19 protein-coding genes are annotated in these 15,953 nt (G+C 39.4%); 16 read left to right on the forward strand and 3 right to left on the reverse strand.

What is annotated here, in order from left to right; translation table 11 throughout:
* Nucleotides 1–99 precede the first annotated feature (99 nt).
* A complete protein-coding gene (locus JW886_RS02885) occupies nt 100–1,524 on the reverse strand; it encodes an ATP-binding protein (protein ID WP_205271686.1) in 1,425 nt (474 codons plus the stop codon).
* Nucleotides 1,517–2,218 (reverse strand): response regulator YycF, encoded by a 702-nt coding sequence (gene yycF, locus JW886_RS02890; protein ID WP_075524792.1) that lies wholly within the window; start codon nt 2,216–2,218, stop codon nt 1,517–1,519. Before yycF ends, JW886_RS02885 begins: the two co-directional genes overlap by 8 nt.
* 179 nt (nt 2,219–2,397) lie before the next feature.
* Between yycF and tmk the strand changes: the two genes are divergently transcribed.
* Genes tmk through rsmI form a run of 5 tightly spaced genes read left to right on the forward strand, consistent with a single transcriptional unit; the run spans nt 2,398 to nt 5,946 of the window.
* Entirely contained in the window at nt 2,398–3,033 is a 636-nt protein-coding gene (tmk, locus tag JW886_RS02895; RefSeq protein ID WP_205872272.1) for a dTMP kinase, read from the forward strand.
* A gap of 40 nt (nt 3,034–3,073) precedes the next feature.
* A complete protein-coding gene (locus JW886_RS02900) occupies nt 3,074–3,934 on the forward strand; it encodes a DNA polymerase III subunit delta' (RefSeq protein WP_075524790.1) in 861 nt (286 codons plus the stop codon).
* A 35-nt stretch (nt 3,935–3,969) separates the two neighbouring features.
* The gene (gene ricT / locus JW886_RS02905; RefSeq protein WP_205872273.1) at nt 3,970–4,752 is read left to right on the forward strand and encodes a PSP1 domain-containing protein; all 783 of its coding nucleotides are present in this window, start codon (nt 3,970–3,972) and stop codon (nt 4,750–4,752) included.
* Nucleotides 4,745–5,071, forward strand: a complete 327-nt coding sequence (gene yabA, locus JW886_RS02910) for a DNA replication initiation control protein YabA (protein ID WP_200407076.1) — start codon at nt 4,745–4,747, stop codon at nt 5,069–5,071. Before ricT ends, yabA begins: the two co-directional genes overlap by 8 nt.
* Entirely contained in the window at nt 5,071–5,946 is an 876-nt protein-coding gene (gene rsmI, locus JW886_RS02915; RefSeq protein ID WP_200407077.1) for a 16S rRNA (cytidine(1402)-2'-O)-methyltransferase, read from the forward strand. The genes yabA and rsmI overlap by 1 nt, the downstream gene beginning before the upstream one ends.
* 35 nt (nt 5,947–5,981) lie before the next feature.
* Here rsmI and JW886_RS02920 read toward each other — a convergent pair whose 3' ends face one another.
* Nucleotides 5,982–6,173 (reverse strand): hypothetical protein, encoded by a 192-nt coding sequence (locus tag JW886_RS02920; RefSeq protein ID WP_205271682.1) that lies wholly within the window; start codon nt 6,171–6,173, stop codon nt 5,982–5,984.
* Between the two features lie 249 nt (nt 6,174–6,422).
* Here JW886_RS02920 and mvk point away from each other — a divergent pair, with 249 nt between their 5' ends.
* From mvk to JW886_RS02975, 11 genes are all read left to right on the forward strand, one after another.
* The gene (mvk, locus tag JW886_RS02925; RefSeq protein WP_075524785.1) at nt 6,423–7,355 is read left to right on the forward strand and encodes a mevalonate kinase; all 933 of its coding nucleotides are present in this window, start codon (nt 6,423–6,425) and stop codon (nt 7,353–7,355) included.
* 114 nt (nt 7,356–7,469) lie between these two features.
* Nucleotides 7,470–8,426 carry a diphosphomevalonate decarboxylase gene (mvaD, locus tag JW886_RS02930; RefSeq protein ID WP_205872274.1) on the forward strand — a complete coding sequence of 319 codons (957 nt, stop codon included), beginning with the start codon at nt 7,470–7,472 and terminating at the stop codon, nt 8,424–8,426.
* Entirely contained in the window at nt 8,413–9,390 is a 978-nt protein-coding gene (locus JW886_RS02935) for a mevalonate kinase family protein (RefSeq protein ID WP_205872275.1), read from the forward strand. The genes mvaD and JW886_RS02935 overlap by 14 nt, the downstream gene beginning before the upstream one ends.
* Nucleotides 9,387–10,445, forward strand: a complete 1,059-nt coding sequence (fni, locus tag JW886_RS02940) for a type 2 isopentenyl-diphosphate Delta-isomerase (RefSeq protein WP_205872276.1) — start codon at nt 9,387–9,389, stop codon at nt 10,443–10,445. Before JW886_RS02935 ends, fni begins: the two co-directional genes overlap by 4 nt.
* A gap of 76 nt (nt 10,446–10,521) precedes the next feature.
* On the forward strand, nt 10,522–11,142 hold the full coding sequence (locus JW886_RS02945; RefSeq protein ID WP_075524781.1) for a superoxide dismutase: 621 nt from the start codon (nt 10,522–10,524) through the stop codon (nt 11,140–11,142).
* A 260-nt stretch (nt 11,143–11,402) separates the two neighbouring features.
* The gene (locus JW886_RS02950; protein WP_075524780.1) at nt 11,403–12,743 is read left to right on the forward strand and encodes a DEAD/DEAH box helicase; all 1,341 of its coding nucleotides are present in this window, start codon (nt 11,403–11,405) and stop codon (nt 12,741–12,743) included.
* Nucleotides 12,744–12,760: 17 nt separating this feature from the next.
* Nucleotides 12,761–13,345 (forward strand): YdcF family protein, encoded by a 585-nt coding sequence (locus JW886_RS02955; RefSeq protein ID WP_205872277.1) that lies wholly within the window; start codon nt 12,761–12,763, stop codon nt 13,343–13,345.
* Nucleotides 13,346–13,416: 71 nt separating this feature from the next.
* Nucleotides 13,417–14,163 carry a MurR/RpiR family transcriptional regulator gene (locus JW886_RS02960; RefSeq protein ID WP_200407083.1) on the forward strand — a complete coding sequence of 249 codons (747 nt, stop codon included), beginning with the start codon at nt 13,417–13,419 and terminating at the stop codon, nt 14,161–14,163.
* Nucleotides 14,164–14,404: 241 nt separating this feature from the next.
* Complete coding sequence (locus tag JW886_RS02965; RefSeq protein WP_075524778.1) at nt 14,405–14,731, forward strand: PTS sugar transporter subunit IIB; 327 nt, start codon at nt 14,405–14,407, stop codon at nt 14,729–14,731.
* Nucleotides 14,732–14,811: 80 nt separating this feature from the next.
* Nucleotides 14,812–15,138, forward strand: a complete 327-nt coding sequence (locus tag JW886_RS02970; protein ID WP_075524777.1) for a PTS lactose/cellobiose transporter subunit IIA — start codon at nt 14,812–14,814, stop codon at nt 15,136–15,138.
* 77 nt (nt 15,139–15,215) lie between these two features.
* Nucleotides 15,216–15,944, forward strand: a complete 729-nt coding sequence (locus JW886_RS02975) for a MurR/RpiR family transcriptional regulator (protein WP_075524776.1) — start codon at nt 15,216–15,218, stop codon at nt 15,942–15,944.
* The last annotated feature ends 9 nt before the right edge of the window (nt 15,945–15,953 follow it).

Here is a 15,953-nt window from a genome sequence, read left to right on the forward strand (position 1 = left end):
AAAAGCGTGGGGATTGCCATGTGGGCTGATGACTTTAAAAATAAAAAGAACGAGAATCCGTTCTTTTTATTTTTACTGACAGACTGATCAGTAAAAAAATCAGAAGCTATCATCAAAATCATCCCACTCCTCCGTGTTCTCGGAAGAATAAGGAAGTGTAAAACTAAAGGTCGTCCCTTTTCCTTCTCCCTCAGAGTTTGCAAAGATGTTTCCACCATGCATTTTGACAATATCATGGACGATTGAAAGTCCAAGTCCTGTCCCTCCAACTTTGGAATTGCGTGAAGCATTATCTACACGGTAAAATCGGTCAAAGATTTTGACGAGATCAGCACGCGGGATACCCATCCCTTGGTCGCTGATTGAGATAAGGACATCTTTCTCACGGGTTTCTACCGAGATGGTAATTACCCCACCTTTAGGAGAATATTTAAAAGCATTGCTGATAATGTTATCCACTACTTGGGCAATCTTGTCCGTGTCAATTTCAACCCAGATGGGGCGATTACTATAATTTCGTACTAAAGTAAAATCAGAGGTGAGTAAGCCGCTAGAGTCAGTTTCCAAAATTTGATCTAGTCGATTAAGTTGGTGGTCTAAAAAAGCAGTGAGATTAATAATTTCTTTATCTAAAACGATTCGGTCTTGGTCCATCCTTGAGAGGGTTAAAAGGTCCGAAATCATACGAATCATGCGGTTAGTTTCTGTTAAAGAAACATTGATGAACGAAGCAGCAGTTTCTTTGTCATCAAGAGCCCCATCCTCTAAAGCTTCAAGATAAGCTTTCACTGACGTCAGAGGAGTCCGTAATTCATGTGATACGTTGGATACAAAAAGACGACGTTCCCGTTCAGATTTATCTTGCTCTGTCATATCATGAAGTACGGCAATAATACCTGAAATAAAACCAGATTCACGACGAAAAAGTGCAAATTTAATATGAAGTGAGACGGCTTCATTGTCAGCATCATGAGTTTCAATCACCACTTCGGGTTCCTTCTCGAGCAGATCATAGAAGTTGTATTGCTCACTGATCTGAAGGGTTTCCACGATGTTTTTTTGCATCAACTCAGCTTCAGTTGTGTTGAGGTAATGGAGGGCAGACTTATTTGCCATAATAATTTTTCCGCGGCGATCAGTAGCGATAACTCCATCAATCATATAAGCTAGAATGCTATCAAGTTGATTTCGTTGATTTTCTAAGTTGTTTTGGGTTCTGACAATATCTTCGCCAAGTTTTAAGATTTCGCCATATAACTCGTTAATTTCACTGGTGCCTTTAGGAAGTTTATCTTTAGTTAAATAACCATTTTTGATCTGATTCATTTGGCGTGAAACATTTACAATCATCCGGTGTTGATGAATTAAAAAAACGAGTACAAAGAGTAGTGAAAAAAAGTAATTGGCTAAAACAGAATTAAAATGGGCGACATTATAGTCAAAACTACTCATAAAAAGGATGACAAAAAGAAGTAGATGGGCCACTACTCCTTTAAAAATCATTGAATTAAAAAATTTAATCATGAGGGTTACTCATATAGTAGCCCACTCCACGACGTGTTGAAACATATTGCGGGCGACTTGGTGTATCTTCAACTTTTTCGCGCAAGCGACGTACAGTCACGTCCACAGTGCGGACATCACCAAAATAATCATAGCCCCAAACTGTTTCGAGGAGGTTTTCGCGGGTAATGACTTCACCTAAGTGTTGTGCCAAGTAATAAAGCAATTCAAACTCACGATGCGTCAAATCAAGCTGTTTATCATTTTTATAAGCGGCATAGTGTGTTGGATTGATGCGGAGATTTCCAATAACCAATTCTTTTTTGACATTATCATTAGTTTCTGCTGGAGTAGCATTTACACGACGTAAATTGGCTTTGATACGAGCCAACAATTCGCGGTTGGAAAAGGGTTTAGTGACGTAGTCGTCAGCACCCAACTCAAGACCAATGACTTTGTCAAATTCACTATCTTTAGCTGACACCATTATAATAGGTGTTTCAGAAGTTTTACGAATTTCACGAGCAACATCAAGACCATCAAGTTTAGGCAACATTAAGTCAAGTAAAATAAGATCGGGTTGCACTTCTTTAAAAGATTCAAGTGCTTCTTCGCCATCAAAAGCGGTAAAAACCTCGAAGCCTTCTTTGGTCAAATTAAATTTTACAATATCTGAGATTGGTTTTTCATCGTCAACAACGAGAATCTTTTTCATATGTTGTCCTTTCAGGTGGTGAGTTTTAAATATTTAAAATTTCTTACATTTATGAGTTTTGACAAATAAAGTAAGCTGTTTCAGATATATTATACAATTTTTAGTAAAATTACGCAAAAAGTGATGTTATTATTTTAAGAAAAAAGCTAAAAAGTTTGTTTTTTGGTATAATAGAGGCTATGAATGGAATTTTAATTTCCCTTGAGGGACCTGATGGCGCAGGAAAAACGACAGTTTTAAAAGAAATTTTGCCGGAAATCAAAAAAATGAAACGCGACATTATTTCGACACGTGAACCCGGTGGGGTCCGTTTGGCCGAAGAAATTCGTCAATTAATTTTGGACCCTAAGAACACGGAGATTGATTCTAAGACAGAAATGCTCCTTTTTGCTGCAGCACGCCGCTTGCATATGCAAGAGAAGATGCTTCCAGCTCTGAAAGCTGGTAAAGTTGTAATTGTCGATCGTTTTATAGATTCATCAGTGGCTTATCAAGGTTATGGGCGTGAATTGGGTGTTGAAGTTGTAGACTGGCTCAACAATTTTGCGACGGATGGTTTGGAGCCTGATTTGACACTTTATTTTGATATTGATACAGATGTTGCCCTTGATCGCATCATGAGTAATCGGGCAGATGAAGTAAATCGTTTGGATTTGGAACGTGCCGAAATGCATCGAAAAGTTCGACAAGGTTATCTTAAAATGGTAGAGAAAGAACCGCAACGCTATGTTACAATTGATGCGAGCCAATCAGTCGAAAAAGTGGTGTCCGATACAATTGAAGCAATCAAGGAGCGATTTGCGAGTATATTTTAATTACTGACGGCGGGGTCAGTGATTTTGAGAGAGGTTTTGTGTGAAAGTATCAGAAATTCAGCCCCAGCTTTATCAGCAATTTTCAAATATTTTGCAACGTAAGCACTTGAGTCATGCTTACTTATTTTCAGGTGGCTTTGGATCATTTGAGTTCGCGATTTGGTTAAGTCAGGCTTTGTTTTGTGAAAACTTGCAAGAAGGTCTTCCTTGTGGTATCTGTCGAGCTTGTCGCTTAGTTGCTACAGAAGATTTTGCTGATTTACATGTGGTTTCGCCAGAGGGACAAACGATTAAAACCGCACAAATACGCACGCTCACTCAAGTCTTTAGTGAGTCAGGGTACGAAGGAAAACAGCAAGCAGTTATTATAGAAGCTGCTGAAAAGATGCACCCAAATGCCGCAAATGCGCTTTTGAAATCTATTGAAGAACCTGAGAGTGAAGTAGTTATCTTTTTGTTAACTACTAATGAAAATATGATTTTACCTACCATAAAATCACGTACACAAGTCGTCCATTTCACAAAGAATAGCCATCATTTTCAACATCTCCTAGAAAAAAGCGGACTTTTGAAAACACAAGCAGAGTGGCTCGCACAAATTTGTGATTCGCCCGAAAAAGCGATGGACTTAAGCCAACAGGTATGGTTTAGCGATGGCGTACAACGGCTTCAACAGTTTGTTAAATTATGCGCCACTAGCCCATCGGAAGCTTTTTTGTACCTCAAGGAACTTGTTGAAATTTTTGATGATAAAGAGAAGCAGAATATGGCCTTTGAACTTTTATTACAAATGTTTCGTCAGGAAAAGATGCGCGATGAGTTGCTCAAAACATTTCGTGCCATCGAGATGTGGAAAAGTAATGTTAGATTTGAGTCCTGTTTAACTTTTATGGTACTCTAGCGTGACACAACCTTAAGAAGAAGGGTGAAGGAAAGATGATTTATGAAGTAAAATTTGGCCATGGTGAAACAAATGCTTTTGCCGATTCGGAAACTGCTTTGGAGCTCCAAGAAGGTGTCATTGTTCGTTCTGATAAAGGAATGAATTATGGACGAATTATTCGAGAAATTCCAACAGATACGGCGCTTGAGGTGAAACATACGGTTCTTCGCAAAGCCAACGAAGAAGATGAGTTACGAGTTAAAACACTTAATGACTTAGCTTTGGAAGCTAAAACGCGTGTCCGTCAGTTGGTCTTAGATCAAAAACTCGAAATGAAAATTATCGAGGTGGCATATAACTATGATCAAACTCAACTTTTTATCTCCTTTACAGCAGAAAACCGAGTTGATTTCCGAGTGCTTTTGCGAGAGTTAGCTGCTTATTTTCGCATTCGGATTGAATTACGGCAGATTGGACCACGTGATGCTGCAAAAATCTATGGGGGATTAGGACCGTGTGGACGTCCACTGTGTTGTTCTGAATTTGTCTATGAATTTCCTAATGTATCAATCAAAATGGCTAAAAATCAAAATCTTTCTTTGAAGCAAAGTAAATTGAACGGTTTATGCGGACGTTTGATGTGTTGTCTGACTTATGAAGAGGATTTTTACAAAGAAGCGCAAGAAATTTTCCCAGATTTTGGTGAAAAAGTTGTGACTGCTGAAGGAACAGGAAAAGTTATCGGATTAAACGTTTTAAAAAATAGTGTGAAAATTAGGTTTGGAGAATATAGCAAGGAATTTGAACTTGCAGAAGTTGAGGTGAATCGTGGCTGACAAATATGAAGTTTTTGAACAATTAGGTGATTTAGAGAAGACACTGACAATGACTTTGGCGCAAGTGGCTCACATTCGGCAAGTTCTTGAAACTTCCATTACGGAAAATGCGACTTTACGGATGGAACTCGAAAAGCTCCGTGAGCGCTTAGCAGAATTTGAAAAGAAAGAAGTAAAAAAAGAAACACCCAAAGATCAACCTAATCCGAATCTGATTCAGATTTTTAATGAAGGTTTCCATGTCTGCCACTTACATTATGCAGAACGCTTGGCTGAAGGTGAGTCTTGCTTAGATTGTTTGGAGCTATTGTATCGCTAATGGATAAAACATTTACTATTCAACAGTCCTTTAAAGGCGCAAAGACGATGGGAACCTTATATCTTGTCCCCACTCCGATTGGCAATATGCAGGATATGACATTACGTGCTTTAGAAACCTTAAAGCGTGTTGACCTAATATGCTCAGAAGATACGCGAAATACCTTGCGACTTTTGAATCACTTTGAGATTAAGGTTCCACAAGAATCTTTTCATGAGCATAACTCGCAAGAGAAAATACCCAAGCTCCTTGACTTCTTAAAAGCAGGACAATCCATTGCTCAAGTCTCAGATGCAGGCATGCCCTCTATTTCTGATCCTGGTCATGATTTAGTTCGAGCGTGCATTGAACGGGAGATTGAAGTAGTGGCTCTTCCTGGTCCTTCTGCCGGCATCACAGCCTTGATTGCCTCAGGATTGGCTCCACAACCACATGTTTTTTATGGCTTTTTGCCCCGTAAGCGAGGGGAACAACAGAAATTTCTTAGCAGTAAGGTCAATTATCCTGAAACACAGATTTTTTATGAGAGCCCTTTTCGTGTTGCTGATACGCTTGAGAATATACTTAAAGTTTACGGTGATCGTCCAGTTGTTTTAGTACGTGAGTTGACAAAGATTTACGAGGAATATCGACGCGGGACTATTTCTGAGGTGTTAGATTCTCTGACCCAACATCCGCTCAAAGGGGAGTGTTTAATTATTGTGTCAGGAGCAAAAGAGCAAGTCCTTGAAACCATTGCGCCAGAGCTGTCCCCGATAGAAGCTGTCAAGATGCTGATTGAAGAAGGCTCAAAGCCAAACGCGGCGATTAAGCAAGTTGCTAAAGAACGTTCGCTCAACCGACAAGCCTTATATGCAGAATTTCATGACTTATGAACAAAAAAGTTACTGACCAGTTGGTCAGTAACTTTTTAGCAATGCCCATCTACATTTTCATTGATCCAATGATGTTGGAGATCATCAAAAATTCTTAGCTTTTCATGAGCTTTAACAAAGTTAATAATTTCTTCTCTGGAAAGTTGTGTTTCTTGTATTGCCGCACTCACGGTAACAAGTTTCATTTTTTCTAGGCCTTCTTGAAGTGCTTTGTATTGTTTCTCCATGCGTTTATTATACTTCAAATTGAGTAAAAAGTTGAGCAATAACGGTAAAAGCTTGATTTTCAGAGAGAATTTTTATAAAATTGTCAGGTACGTTTTGATAACGAATCTTGTTATCTAAAAATAACTACCGTACGACGGTGCTTCGCACCAGCTCTTGGATAGAACATCTAGGAGATGCTAATGATGGGTTCAGAGCAAGCTGAAATGCAGATGCTCAAAGAACTTATGTAGCGGGAGAACTGTTAAAAAATGACTATAAACAAAATGGGTGTCGGAATCGCCCATTCCAAGTTAATTTTGATTGGAGAGCATTCCGTCGTATACGGTCAACCAGCAATTGCCTTACCTGTCACTATTCTCAAGACAACTGCGACATTGACCTCGTCAAAATACGGGCAATATATTGAAAATAATGAGTTCCGTAGAAGAATTGATTTGATGGGAGATGAGTTTGAAGGGATTCGCCAGTTAATTATGCGTTTGCTTAGTAAATTTCATTCTTCAAAGATGCCTTTCTCATTAGAAATTGATTCAAATATTCCACAAGGGCGTGGTTTAGGCGCATCAGCTTCTTTGGCTACGGCAATCACGCGAGCTTTTTATGACTTTTTCGAAACTGAGTTACCCCAAAGTGATCTGATGTTTTATGCCAATTTTTCTGAGAATATTACACATGGTAAATCCTCGGGGATAGATGTAGCGACCGTAAACTCAGAACAGCCGCTCTGGTTTATCAAGGATACCGCTATTGAGCCTTTTGAGCTGAATTTGCATGGCTTTATTGTTATCGGAGATACAGGTGTTCATGGCTTTACAAGCCAAGCGATCAATATTGTACGTGAAAAGTTAGTCGAAGAAAAGAAAAAAACGCAGGCACATATTAACCAATTAGGGGAATTAGCGACAGCCTCAAAAAATTTCTTGATGACTAACCAACTAAGTGCCTTTGGTAAAGTGATGAATAAAGCCCATGGCATTCTTTCTGAGCTTGGCGTTTCACACCCTCGTCTTGAGACGTTGGTGGATACAGCTCTTAAAAACGGGGCACTCGGAGCTAAATTAACGGGTTCTGGTTTAGGGGGGGTCATGGTAGCATTGGCTGAGAATGAAAAAGATGCGATTCGTATCAGTCAGCGTTTGCTAAAAAATGGCGCGAAGAACACGTGGATTTATTCATTCTGAGGTCTGTTTTAATCCTAAAAGATAGAAATTAAACTATTAAAAGACAACCTAGGTTGTCTTTTTTTGCTGCTAGTTTACAAGTAGCTCTATTGGCTTTTATGATATAATAGTTTCATGAAAAATATTGTCACAGCGCGGGCGCACACAAACATCGCCTTGATCAAATACTGGGGGAAAGCAGACTCAACCCTAAATATTCCTACGACAAGTTCTTTGTCTATGACACTGGATCAATTTTATACCACCACGGCAGTCGAATTTACGGAATCGCCAGCAGACCGATTGATTCTAAATCAGCAAGAAACAGATGCGACACGCGTGAGCCAATTTTTGATGATGATGCGCGCAAAATACGGACAATTTCCAAATGTAAAGATTACTTCCGAAAACCATGTGCCAACAGCAGCGGGACTTGCATCAAGTGCTTCGAGCTTTGCAGCATTGACGGCCGCCATGTTTGGATTGCTCGAGTTAGAAAAAGATGATGCGGAACTTTCTAGGATTGCACGACGCGGATCAGGATCGGCTTCGCGTTCTCTTTTTGGTAATTTTGCAATCTGGAATAAAGGGTCAGACGATCGTTCATCTTTTGCAGAGTCTTTTTATAATCAAGACATTGGACTTTCAATGATTGTGGCGGAAATCTCCTCAGAAAAGAAAAAAATGTCCTCTACTAAAGGAATGCAACTAGCTCAAACCGCCCCGACCTATGGGGCCTGGGTGGAAAAGTCTGCTTATCAATTGGAAGAGATGAAGTCCGCTATTCTCAAAAAAGACATTGAAAAAATTGGCTTAATCGCTCAAGACAATGCTTTGGGGATGCATGAGCAAAATCGTCGGTGTGAAGCGCCCTTTGATTATTTTACAAAAGAGACGCAGCGCGTGGTGGATTTTACTGCGCAGTGCTACCGAGCAGGTCTACTTGCTTTTGTCACAATTGATGCAGGGCCAAATGTAAAAATTATTACTGATCATGCGACTGAGAAAAAACTGCTTGCTAAATTTCGAGCAGAATTTCCCGAACTAACTTTTGATGTCGCACATGCAGGAGGGGCTTATGAGTACCTTTGATCAAGCAGTCATTGTCAATGTACCGGGAAAGTTGTTTTTTGCAGGGGAATATGCAGTAACACGACCAGAAGGCTTAGCATTGGTGACAACCATTGCGACGGATTTTACAGTCAAAATCTCAGCAGGAGACAGATCATCACATCTCCAAACCAATGTTGCAATGGCAGATTATGATTTTTCAATAAATAAAATTAGTGTAACATCAGATAACCCTTGGAATTTTGCTCTGACCGCTTTGAAAAAAACCTTGGAATTTACTGACGGTTCTATCAGTAAGGTCAAAAATATCTGGCCTGAGGTGACTATTGAAATTACAAGTGATATGGGCTTTGGCGATCGAAAAAAAGGTTACGGATCTAGCGCCTCTGTGGTCTGTGGTGTGGTAAATGCTACTAATACCTACTTTAAGCTAGGACTGACTTTAGCAGAGCGCTTTGTGATTGCCGCAGAAGCCCATTACGAAGTGCAAGGCTCAGGTTCTATGGGGGATATTGCAGCCATAATGTATGGGGGAAGTGTATTCTATAAAAACCGTACTCAAGTGCTCCCCCTTGATATGCCTTGGGCAACTTATGTGGTGCAAACGCAAAAAGCTGCAAAAACATCAGAAAAATTAAAAATTGAACTGTCTGATGATTTTTATCAGACTTCTGATCACTTGGTCAGAGCGCTGACAGCAGCGATTGCTCAACAAGATTTTCCATGTTTTAAAGAAAAACTTTTAGAAAATCAAAAGCTTCTTTTACATCACATTCCTGAAGGCTACATGACGGATAAGTTGTCACTGGCTTTAAAAATGATTAATGCCTACCCTGAGTTTGCAGGTAAAATTTCCGGAGCAGGTTTCGGAGAAAATGTGATTTTATTTGCAGAAAATGAGGCACCTATCAAAGTACTGCAAAAAAAATTAGAGGATCATGGTATACACTTGTTTAAAGCAGAAATTTCGGAAAAGAACACATGATAAAAAACGAAAAAGCAATTCATCAACATCGCAAAGACGAGCACCTCTCATTAGCGATTAAATACTGGCGTGAACAACGAAACAAGACAGCAGGCTTAACGTTTTCTGATTTACGCCTTATCCCCAACACGCTCCCAGAGATTGCTCTTGAGGACATTAAGCTGTCCAGCAATTTTTTGGGGACGTCCTTTGAATTTCCTTTTTACATTGAGGCGATGACGGGAGGGACACCACGCGCTGACAAGCTTAATGCACAACTGGCCCAAATTGCAAAAAGTCAAGGTCTGGCTATGGCTGTTGGTTCACAATCAATTGCCCTAAAATACCCTGAACTGGCTGCAGGCTTTAAAAATGTCCGAGCACTCCATCCCTCTGGCTTTCTTTTTGCCAATCTAGGGGCTGGGCATTCTTTGGAAAATGCTAAGCGTGCTGTAGAGATGATTGAGGCTAATGCCTTAGAAATACATGTTAATACAGCGCAAGAGTTACCTATGGATGAAGGGGATCGGGCCTTTCGCTGGTTAGACAATATTAATGAAATTTCAGAAAAGCTAGAAGTACCAGTCATTGTAAAAGAAGTTGGCTTTGGCATGTCTCAGCAAACCTTTAAACAACTCTCAGAAACTGCGGTGTCGGCTATTAACATCGGTGGAAACGGGGGAACAAATTTTGCGTGGATTGAGCGCAAACGCAGTCAAAATGGTTTTGATATTGATGATTTTGGACTTTCCACAGTAGAGAGTTTGTTGGAAGCCCAACTCTCCCCACCTACCAAGCCCCTCATAGCTACAGGTGGGATTACTTCGGCGCAAGATATAGTCAAAAGTTTAATCTTGGGAGCAGATCTTGCTAGTTCTGCAGGCTTTTTACTCTCCACTTTGAATGAGTCCGGCGTAGAAGCAGTGGAAGCTCTACTTGAACAATGGAAAGCGGATTTAGCAAAATGGATGACACTCTTGGGTGTCGTAAATATAATAGACTTAAAACAAGTTGACACACTCCTTTCACCACGTGCTTTAAGCTTTATTGAGCAACGTTCTGGGAAGATTTGGTAAACAAATTATTTGGCAATGTAATCGAAATCATCTATAATGAGAATAGAATTAAAATGAAAACAAAGGAGAAATAACGATGGCATTTACATTACCAGAACTTCCCTACGCTTATGATGCGCTTGAACCTTTCTTTGATGAAGCAACGATGCATTTGCACCATGAAAAACATCATCAAACTTACGTTAACAACCTCAATGCAGCGATTAAAAAACATAATGAGTTGGATGATAAAAGTCTTGAAGAATTACTGACAGACTTGTCAGCAATCCCAGAAGACATTCGTACAGCTGTCCGCAATAATGGTGGTGGACATTTGAACCACAGCCAATTTTGGCTTTGGCTCCGTCCTAACACAGAAGGCTCTGAAAACCATCCCGATGGTGAAATTGGTGATGCAATCGCCAAAGAATTCGGTAGCTTTGAAACATTCAAAGCAGAGTTTAAAGCAGCCGCAACTGGACGTTTTGGCTCAGGCTGGGCTTGGCTTGTCGTTGATGGGGATGGCAAATTGAAAGTCACTTCTACAGCTAACCAAGATAACCCAATCTCTGAAGGATTAGTTCCTGTTTTGGGACTTGATGTTTGGGAACATGCTTATTACCTCAAATACCATAATGTACGTCCAGACTACATTGAAGCTTTCTTCAATCTTGTCAACTGGGATAAAGTGAACGAACTTTATGCAAAAACAAAATAAACGTATAAAATATTAATGAAAAGTTACTGACCGTCTCGTCAGTAACTTTTTTTGTAAGTAAGCCACACCTGTTGACAAAAAGGGAGAAGCCTACTTCTCCAACCATTAAATAATCAGCGTTACAAAAAAAGACAGGTTTCTTAAATGTTCATTTTCTGATATAATAGAAAAAAGTCCCTTCCATGGATAAATCAACATTTAAAAGGAACAAACGCATTACGAAAATGCATCTGTTTCAAGCTTGACAATGAAAGAAAAACATGAAATTTACAGATTTTAACTTTAAAGACTATATTAATACAACACTAGAAAATATCAAATTTGAAAACCCAACTGAAGTACAGGAAAAATTAATTCCTATCGTTCTTTCTGGACGAGACTTAGTGGGTGAATCTAAGACTGGCTCCGGAAAAACACACACTTTTTTGCTTCCTATTTTCCAAAATTTGGACACAGATTTGGACGAAGTGCAAGCCGTCATCACTGCCCCTTCACGGGAGCTCGCAACCCAAATCTACAAAGCTGCTCAAGAGTTTGTCAAAGTCAATGATAAAATCCGTCTGTCTAATTTTGTGGGTGGAACGGACAAAGCGCGCCAAATTAAAAAATTGGAAAGTGCTCAGCCTCATATCGTTATTGGGACACCTGGTCGGATTCATGATTTAGTAAAATCTAACGCACTCATTGTCCACACAGCCAAAACTTTTGTCGTGGATGAAGCGGACATGACCCTCGATATGGGCTTTTTGGCAGATGTTGACCAAATTGCTAGTTCATTTGGTAAACGTGTGCAAATGTTGGTCTTTTCAGCAACGATTCCGCAAAAGTTGCAACCCTTCTTAAAAAAATACCTTCATAATCCAGTCATGCAAAAAATTGCTAACAAAACGGTCATCTCAGATACGATCGAAAACTGGTTGGTTTCGACAAAAGGGAGTTCACATAATCAGCTCTTGCTGCAGTTAACAAAAGCGCTCAACCCTTATATGGCGATGATTTTCGCCAATACGAAAGGGCGCGTGGATGATATTCACCATTTCTTAACAAGTAATGGACTTAAAGTGGCTAAAATTCATGGAGATGTCCCTCCGCGTGAACGCAAACGCATCATGAACGCCATCAAAAATCTGGATTATCAATATGTGGTTGCAACAGATATTGCAGCTCGTGGGATTGATATCGAAGGAGTTTCGCATATTATCAATGATGAAATTCCAAAAGATTTGACATTCTTTGTGCACCGCGTAGGACGTTCTGGTCGCAATGGCTTGCGGGGAACAGCTATCACCTTATATAGCCCTTCCGATGACTCAAGCATCCGTGAAATCGAAAAAATGGGTGTCACTTTCCAGCCTAAAGCAGTAAAAAATGGCGAGATTGTTGACTCGTACGACCGTGATCGTCGTGAAAAACGGACCAAAAAACAAGAAGAATTATCTACCAAAACTATTGGTGCCCTCAAAAAAGGGAAAAAACACGTTAAGCCAGGCTACAAACGTGCCATTAAATGGCAAATTGAAGAAGATAATAAGAAAAAACGTCGTGCTGAACGTAACAAAAATGCGCGCAAACAGCGTGAATCACGTAAACAAAGTTTTTAAGTTTAAAGTAGCAAAACATGCGCAAACTGCTTAAATTTTCAGGAGGGATTTTAGCAAGTTTTCTCTTACTTTGCTTGATTTGTCTTGGCTTAATACTGAGTAAAGTGAATACTTCGGTAGCTAAAGACCACAAGATTGATACAATTCTTGTCCTAGGAGCAAAGGTTAAAGCTAATAAAAAACCTTCGCATATCATGCAAGAAAGCCTGGAAGCTGCACGGCTACTGACCCAAAAAAATCCTCAAGTGTCAATTATTGTCTCGGGAGCAAAAAGGACTGACGAACCAATCAGTGAGGCGGCTAGCATGAAAAATTACCTAGTCAGTCACGGGATAGCTAGGGAGCGGATTATCGCTGAAACAAAAGCCCAAAATACTGCAGAAAATATTTATTATTCTAAAAAATATTTTTGCGGTAAAACGGTAGTGGTCACCAGTGATTTTCATCTCTACCGAGCGCTTTATTTGGCAAAGCGTCAAGGATTAAAGCTGATGGGTCAAGCAGCAGTAACCTCAGTAGACGTTCCGCTGGCTTACGTAAGTTATTATAGCCATGAAGTCTTTGGGTTGATGGATGCTTTTGTCTTTGGCTCTATTTCCTAGGCGAAGTACTGATAGCTTTGTCAGTAATAAAGTTGTACTAATCAATTTATTTTAAATTGAAGCGAGGAATTATGTTTTTACCAGAACAAATCAGTAAGCTCAATGAGCTTGAAAGTTTAGTTTTTGATTTTATCGTCAAATCACCCGAACAAGTTCAGCAAATGACGATTCGAGATTTGGCCAGCAAAGTGCATGTTTCAACCTCAACTATTGTCCGACTTTGCACAAAACTTGGTTTTGAGGGATGGGCTGATCTCAAGTTTTATTTGAAAAGTCAAGAGCGAGAAAAAACTCCTGAAGAACAGCATTATGATAATATGTTGGAGTTCAATATGTTTTTGCGTCGAATGAATACAGAAGCTTATCAAGCCCGGCTCAATCAAGCCGCCAAGATGATTGCTCAAGCCGATTACACTGTCTTTCTTGGTTTGGGAACCTCTGGTTCTCTCAGTGAGTATGCCACGAAATATTTTGTCAATACGGGCCTACGGAGCTTTGTTATTTCAGACCCCTTTCAAGCTGTTCAAGTTCGAGGAATGGGAACAGTTGTCGCAGTAATTTTATCTGTCTCTGGGGAAACAGAGCAAGTAGTAAAAAAAGAATTAGAGTTTAAAGCAGGTGGGGCCAAAATTATCTCTATCACAAACCATGAAGACTGTACCGTAGCTAAACTCTCAGACCTGAATCTTTCGTATCACTTGATTAATGAGTGGTCTAAACAGTATCCTCTTGGAAATTTGACCACTCAACTTCCTGTTCTTGCTATTCTGGAGATTTTGTCTCATAAATCAATTGATTTACTGACTGAGAAAAGTTGAACTTGTTTCAAAATAAGAAACAAATTATTAAAACGCTTGGCGATGGCTAAGCGTTTTTACTGTTGTTTGCTAAAAACTACGATTAATCCTATAGTTACAAGGGATTAGAGAGAAATTCGTCTAAAAAATGAAGCCTTTTCAAAAAATAGATAACGCTTGCATTCTTGAAATGAAAACGTTATAATTATCCATATAGAAACGTTGAAAATTAAAAAACGTTAAGAAAAAGGAGAAAATAATTATGGCAGATAAAGTAATCGCACTTGCATGTGCAGCAGGAATGTCAACATCACTTTTGGTTTCAAAAATGCAAAAAGCAGCAGCAGACAATGGTAAAGATTATGAGATTTTTGCAAAATCAACAGCTGATATTGATAACATGCTTGCAGGATCAGGATCTCCAAAACCAGATGTTTTACTTTTAGGCCCTCAAGTTGCCTTTATGAAAGGTGAAGTATCGAAAAAAGCTGAAGCTGCAGGTGTTCCAATGGACGTTATTAAAATGCAAGACTATGGAATGATGCGTGGGGATAAAGTACTTGCTGCTGCAGAAAATTTGATGAACTAATAACCAATCAAGATATTGAGGTTACTAGAGCTCGGAGGTTTTCCTCCAGGATGTTGTATTTCTAAAAAGGGAGAGATAAATTGAACGAAGAACGTATGGAAATTGTAATGGGCATTATTATGCATGGTGGAAATGCTAAAGGGCTTGCTTTTCAAGCAATCCAACAAGCAAAATCAGGAGACTTTGAAGAAGCAGAAAAATCTTTGCAAGAATCAAATAGTGAACTCCGTGAAGCACATGATGTCCAAACCGATATGCTTACTAAAGAAGCACAAGGTATCCACACTGAAATCGATCTCTATATGGTACATGCCCAAGACCATTTGATGAATGCAATCACTTTTAAAGATCTTGCTGTCGAAATTGTTAATCAAGAAAAACGCATTCAGGCTTTAGAAAATAAATAAGCTTTATAAGATTGACGGAAAAGTTGCGGATACCGCAACTTTTTTCTAGCAAAAATTTAGAAGAAAAGGAGTAAAAGATGAGTTTTTTTGGTAAAGTTGATTTTCAAAAACTGACCTATACGGAGCGGACAATTTATACTTATCTTAAAGATAATGTAGAGAAAATTCCCTATTTGCATGTTCGTGATATTGCTTTACAAGCACATGTGGGCTCTTCAAGCGTTATGCGGCTGATTCATAAAATTGGCTATGACTCTTACACAGATTTCAAAGCTGATGTTACGAGAAAAGTAAAACTTGAAAAAGAAAAACCCACTAGTCCGACCTCTTTTTCTCTCGACATCTTTCCGGCTGATGTTAACCAGCAGCTTGAAGAACTCGCCCGCTTGATCCTTGAAAGCGATAATGTCATCTTTACAGGTGTAGGCTCTAGTGGGCTCATTTGTGATTATGCAGCACGACGTTTAGCTGGTGTAGGAATCAATACTTTTTCTTTTAGTGATGTGACCTACCCCATATCTTCTAAATTACGTAATACCACCAATAATCTTGTGATAGCCCTATCCATATCTGGCGAAACCAATGAGATTGTGGAAGTCCTTAGTAGCCTTCGTACAAATAAAGATGTACAAATCATGAGTATTACACCCAAACGCCATTCAACGATTGCAGAATTGAGCGACTCGGTAATTTCATATCGGATTATAGAACGGCGTGTTGCGACTCACTTTGATTTGACGAGTCAACTTCCTACAGTATATTTGACGGAGCAACTTGCGGACTTAGTGTATGAGATGTCACATTAATTATTAAAA

It is taken from the genome of Lactococcus taiwanensis, assembly GCF_017068355.1.
GTDB lineage: Bacteria > Bacillota > Bacilli > Lactobacillales > Streptococcaceae > Lactococcus > Lactococcus taiwanensis.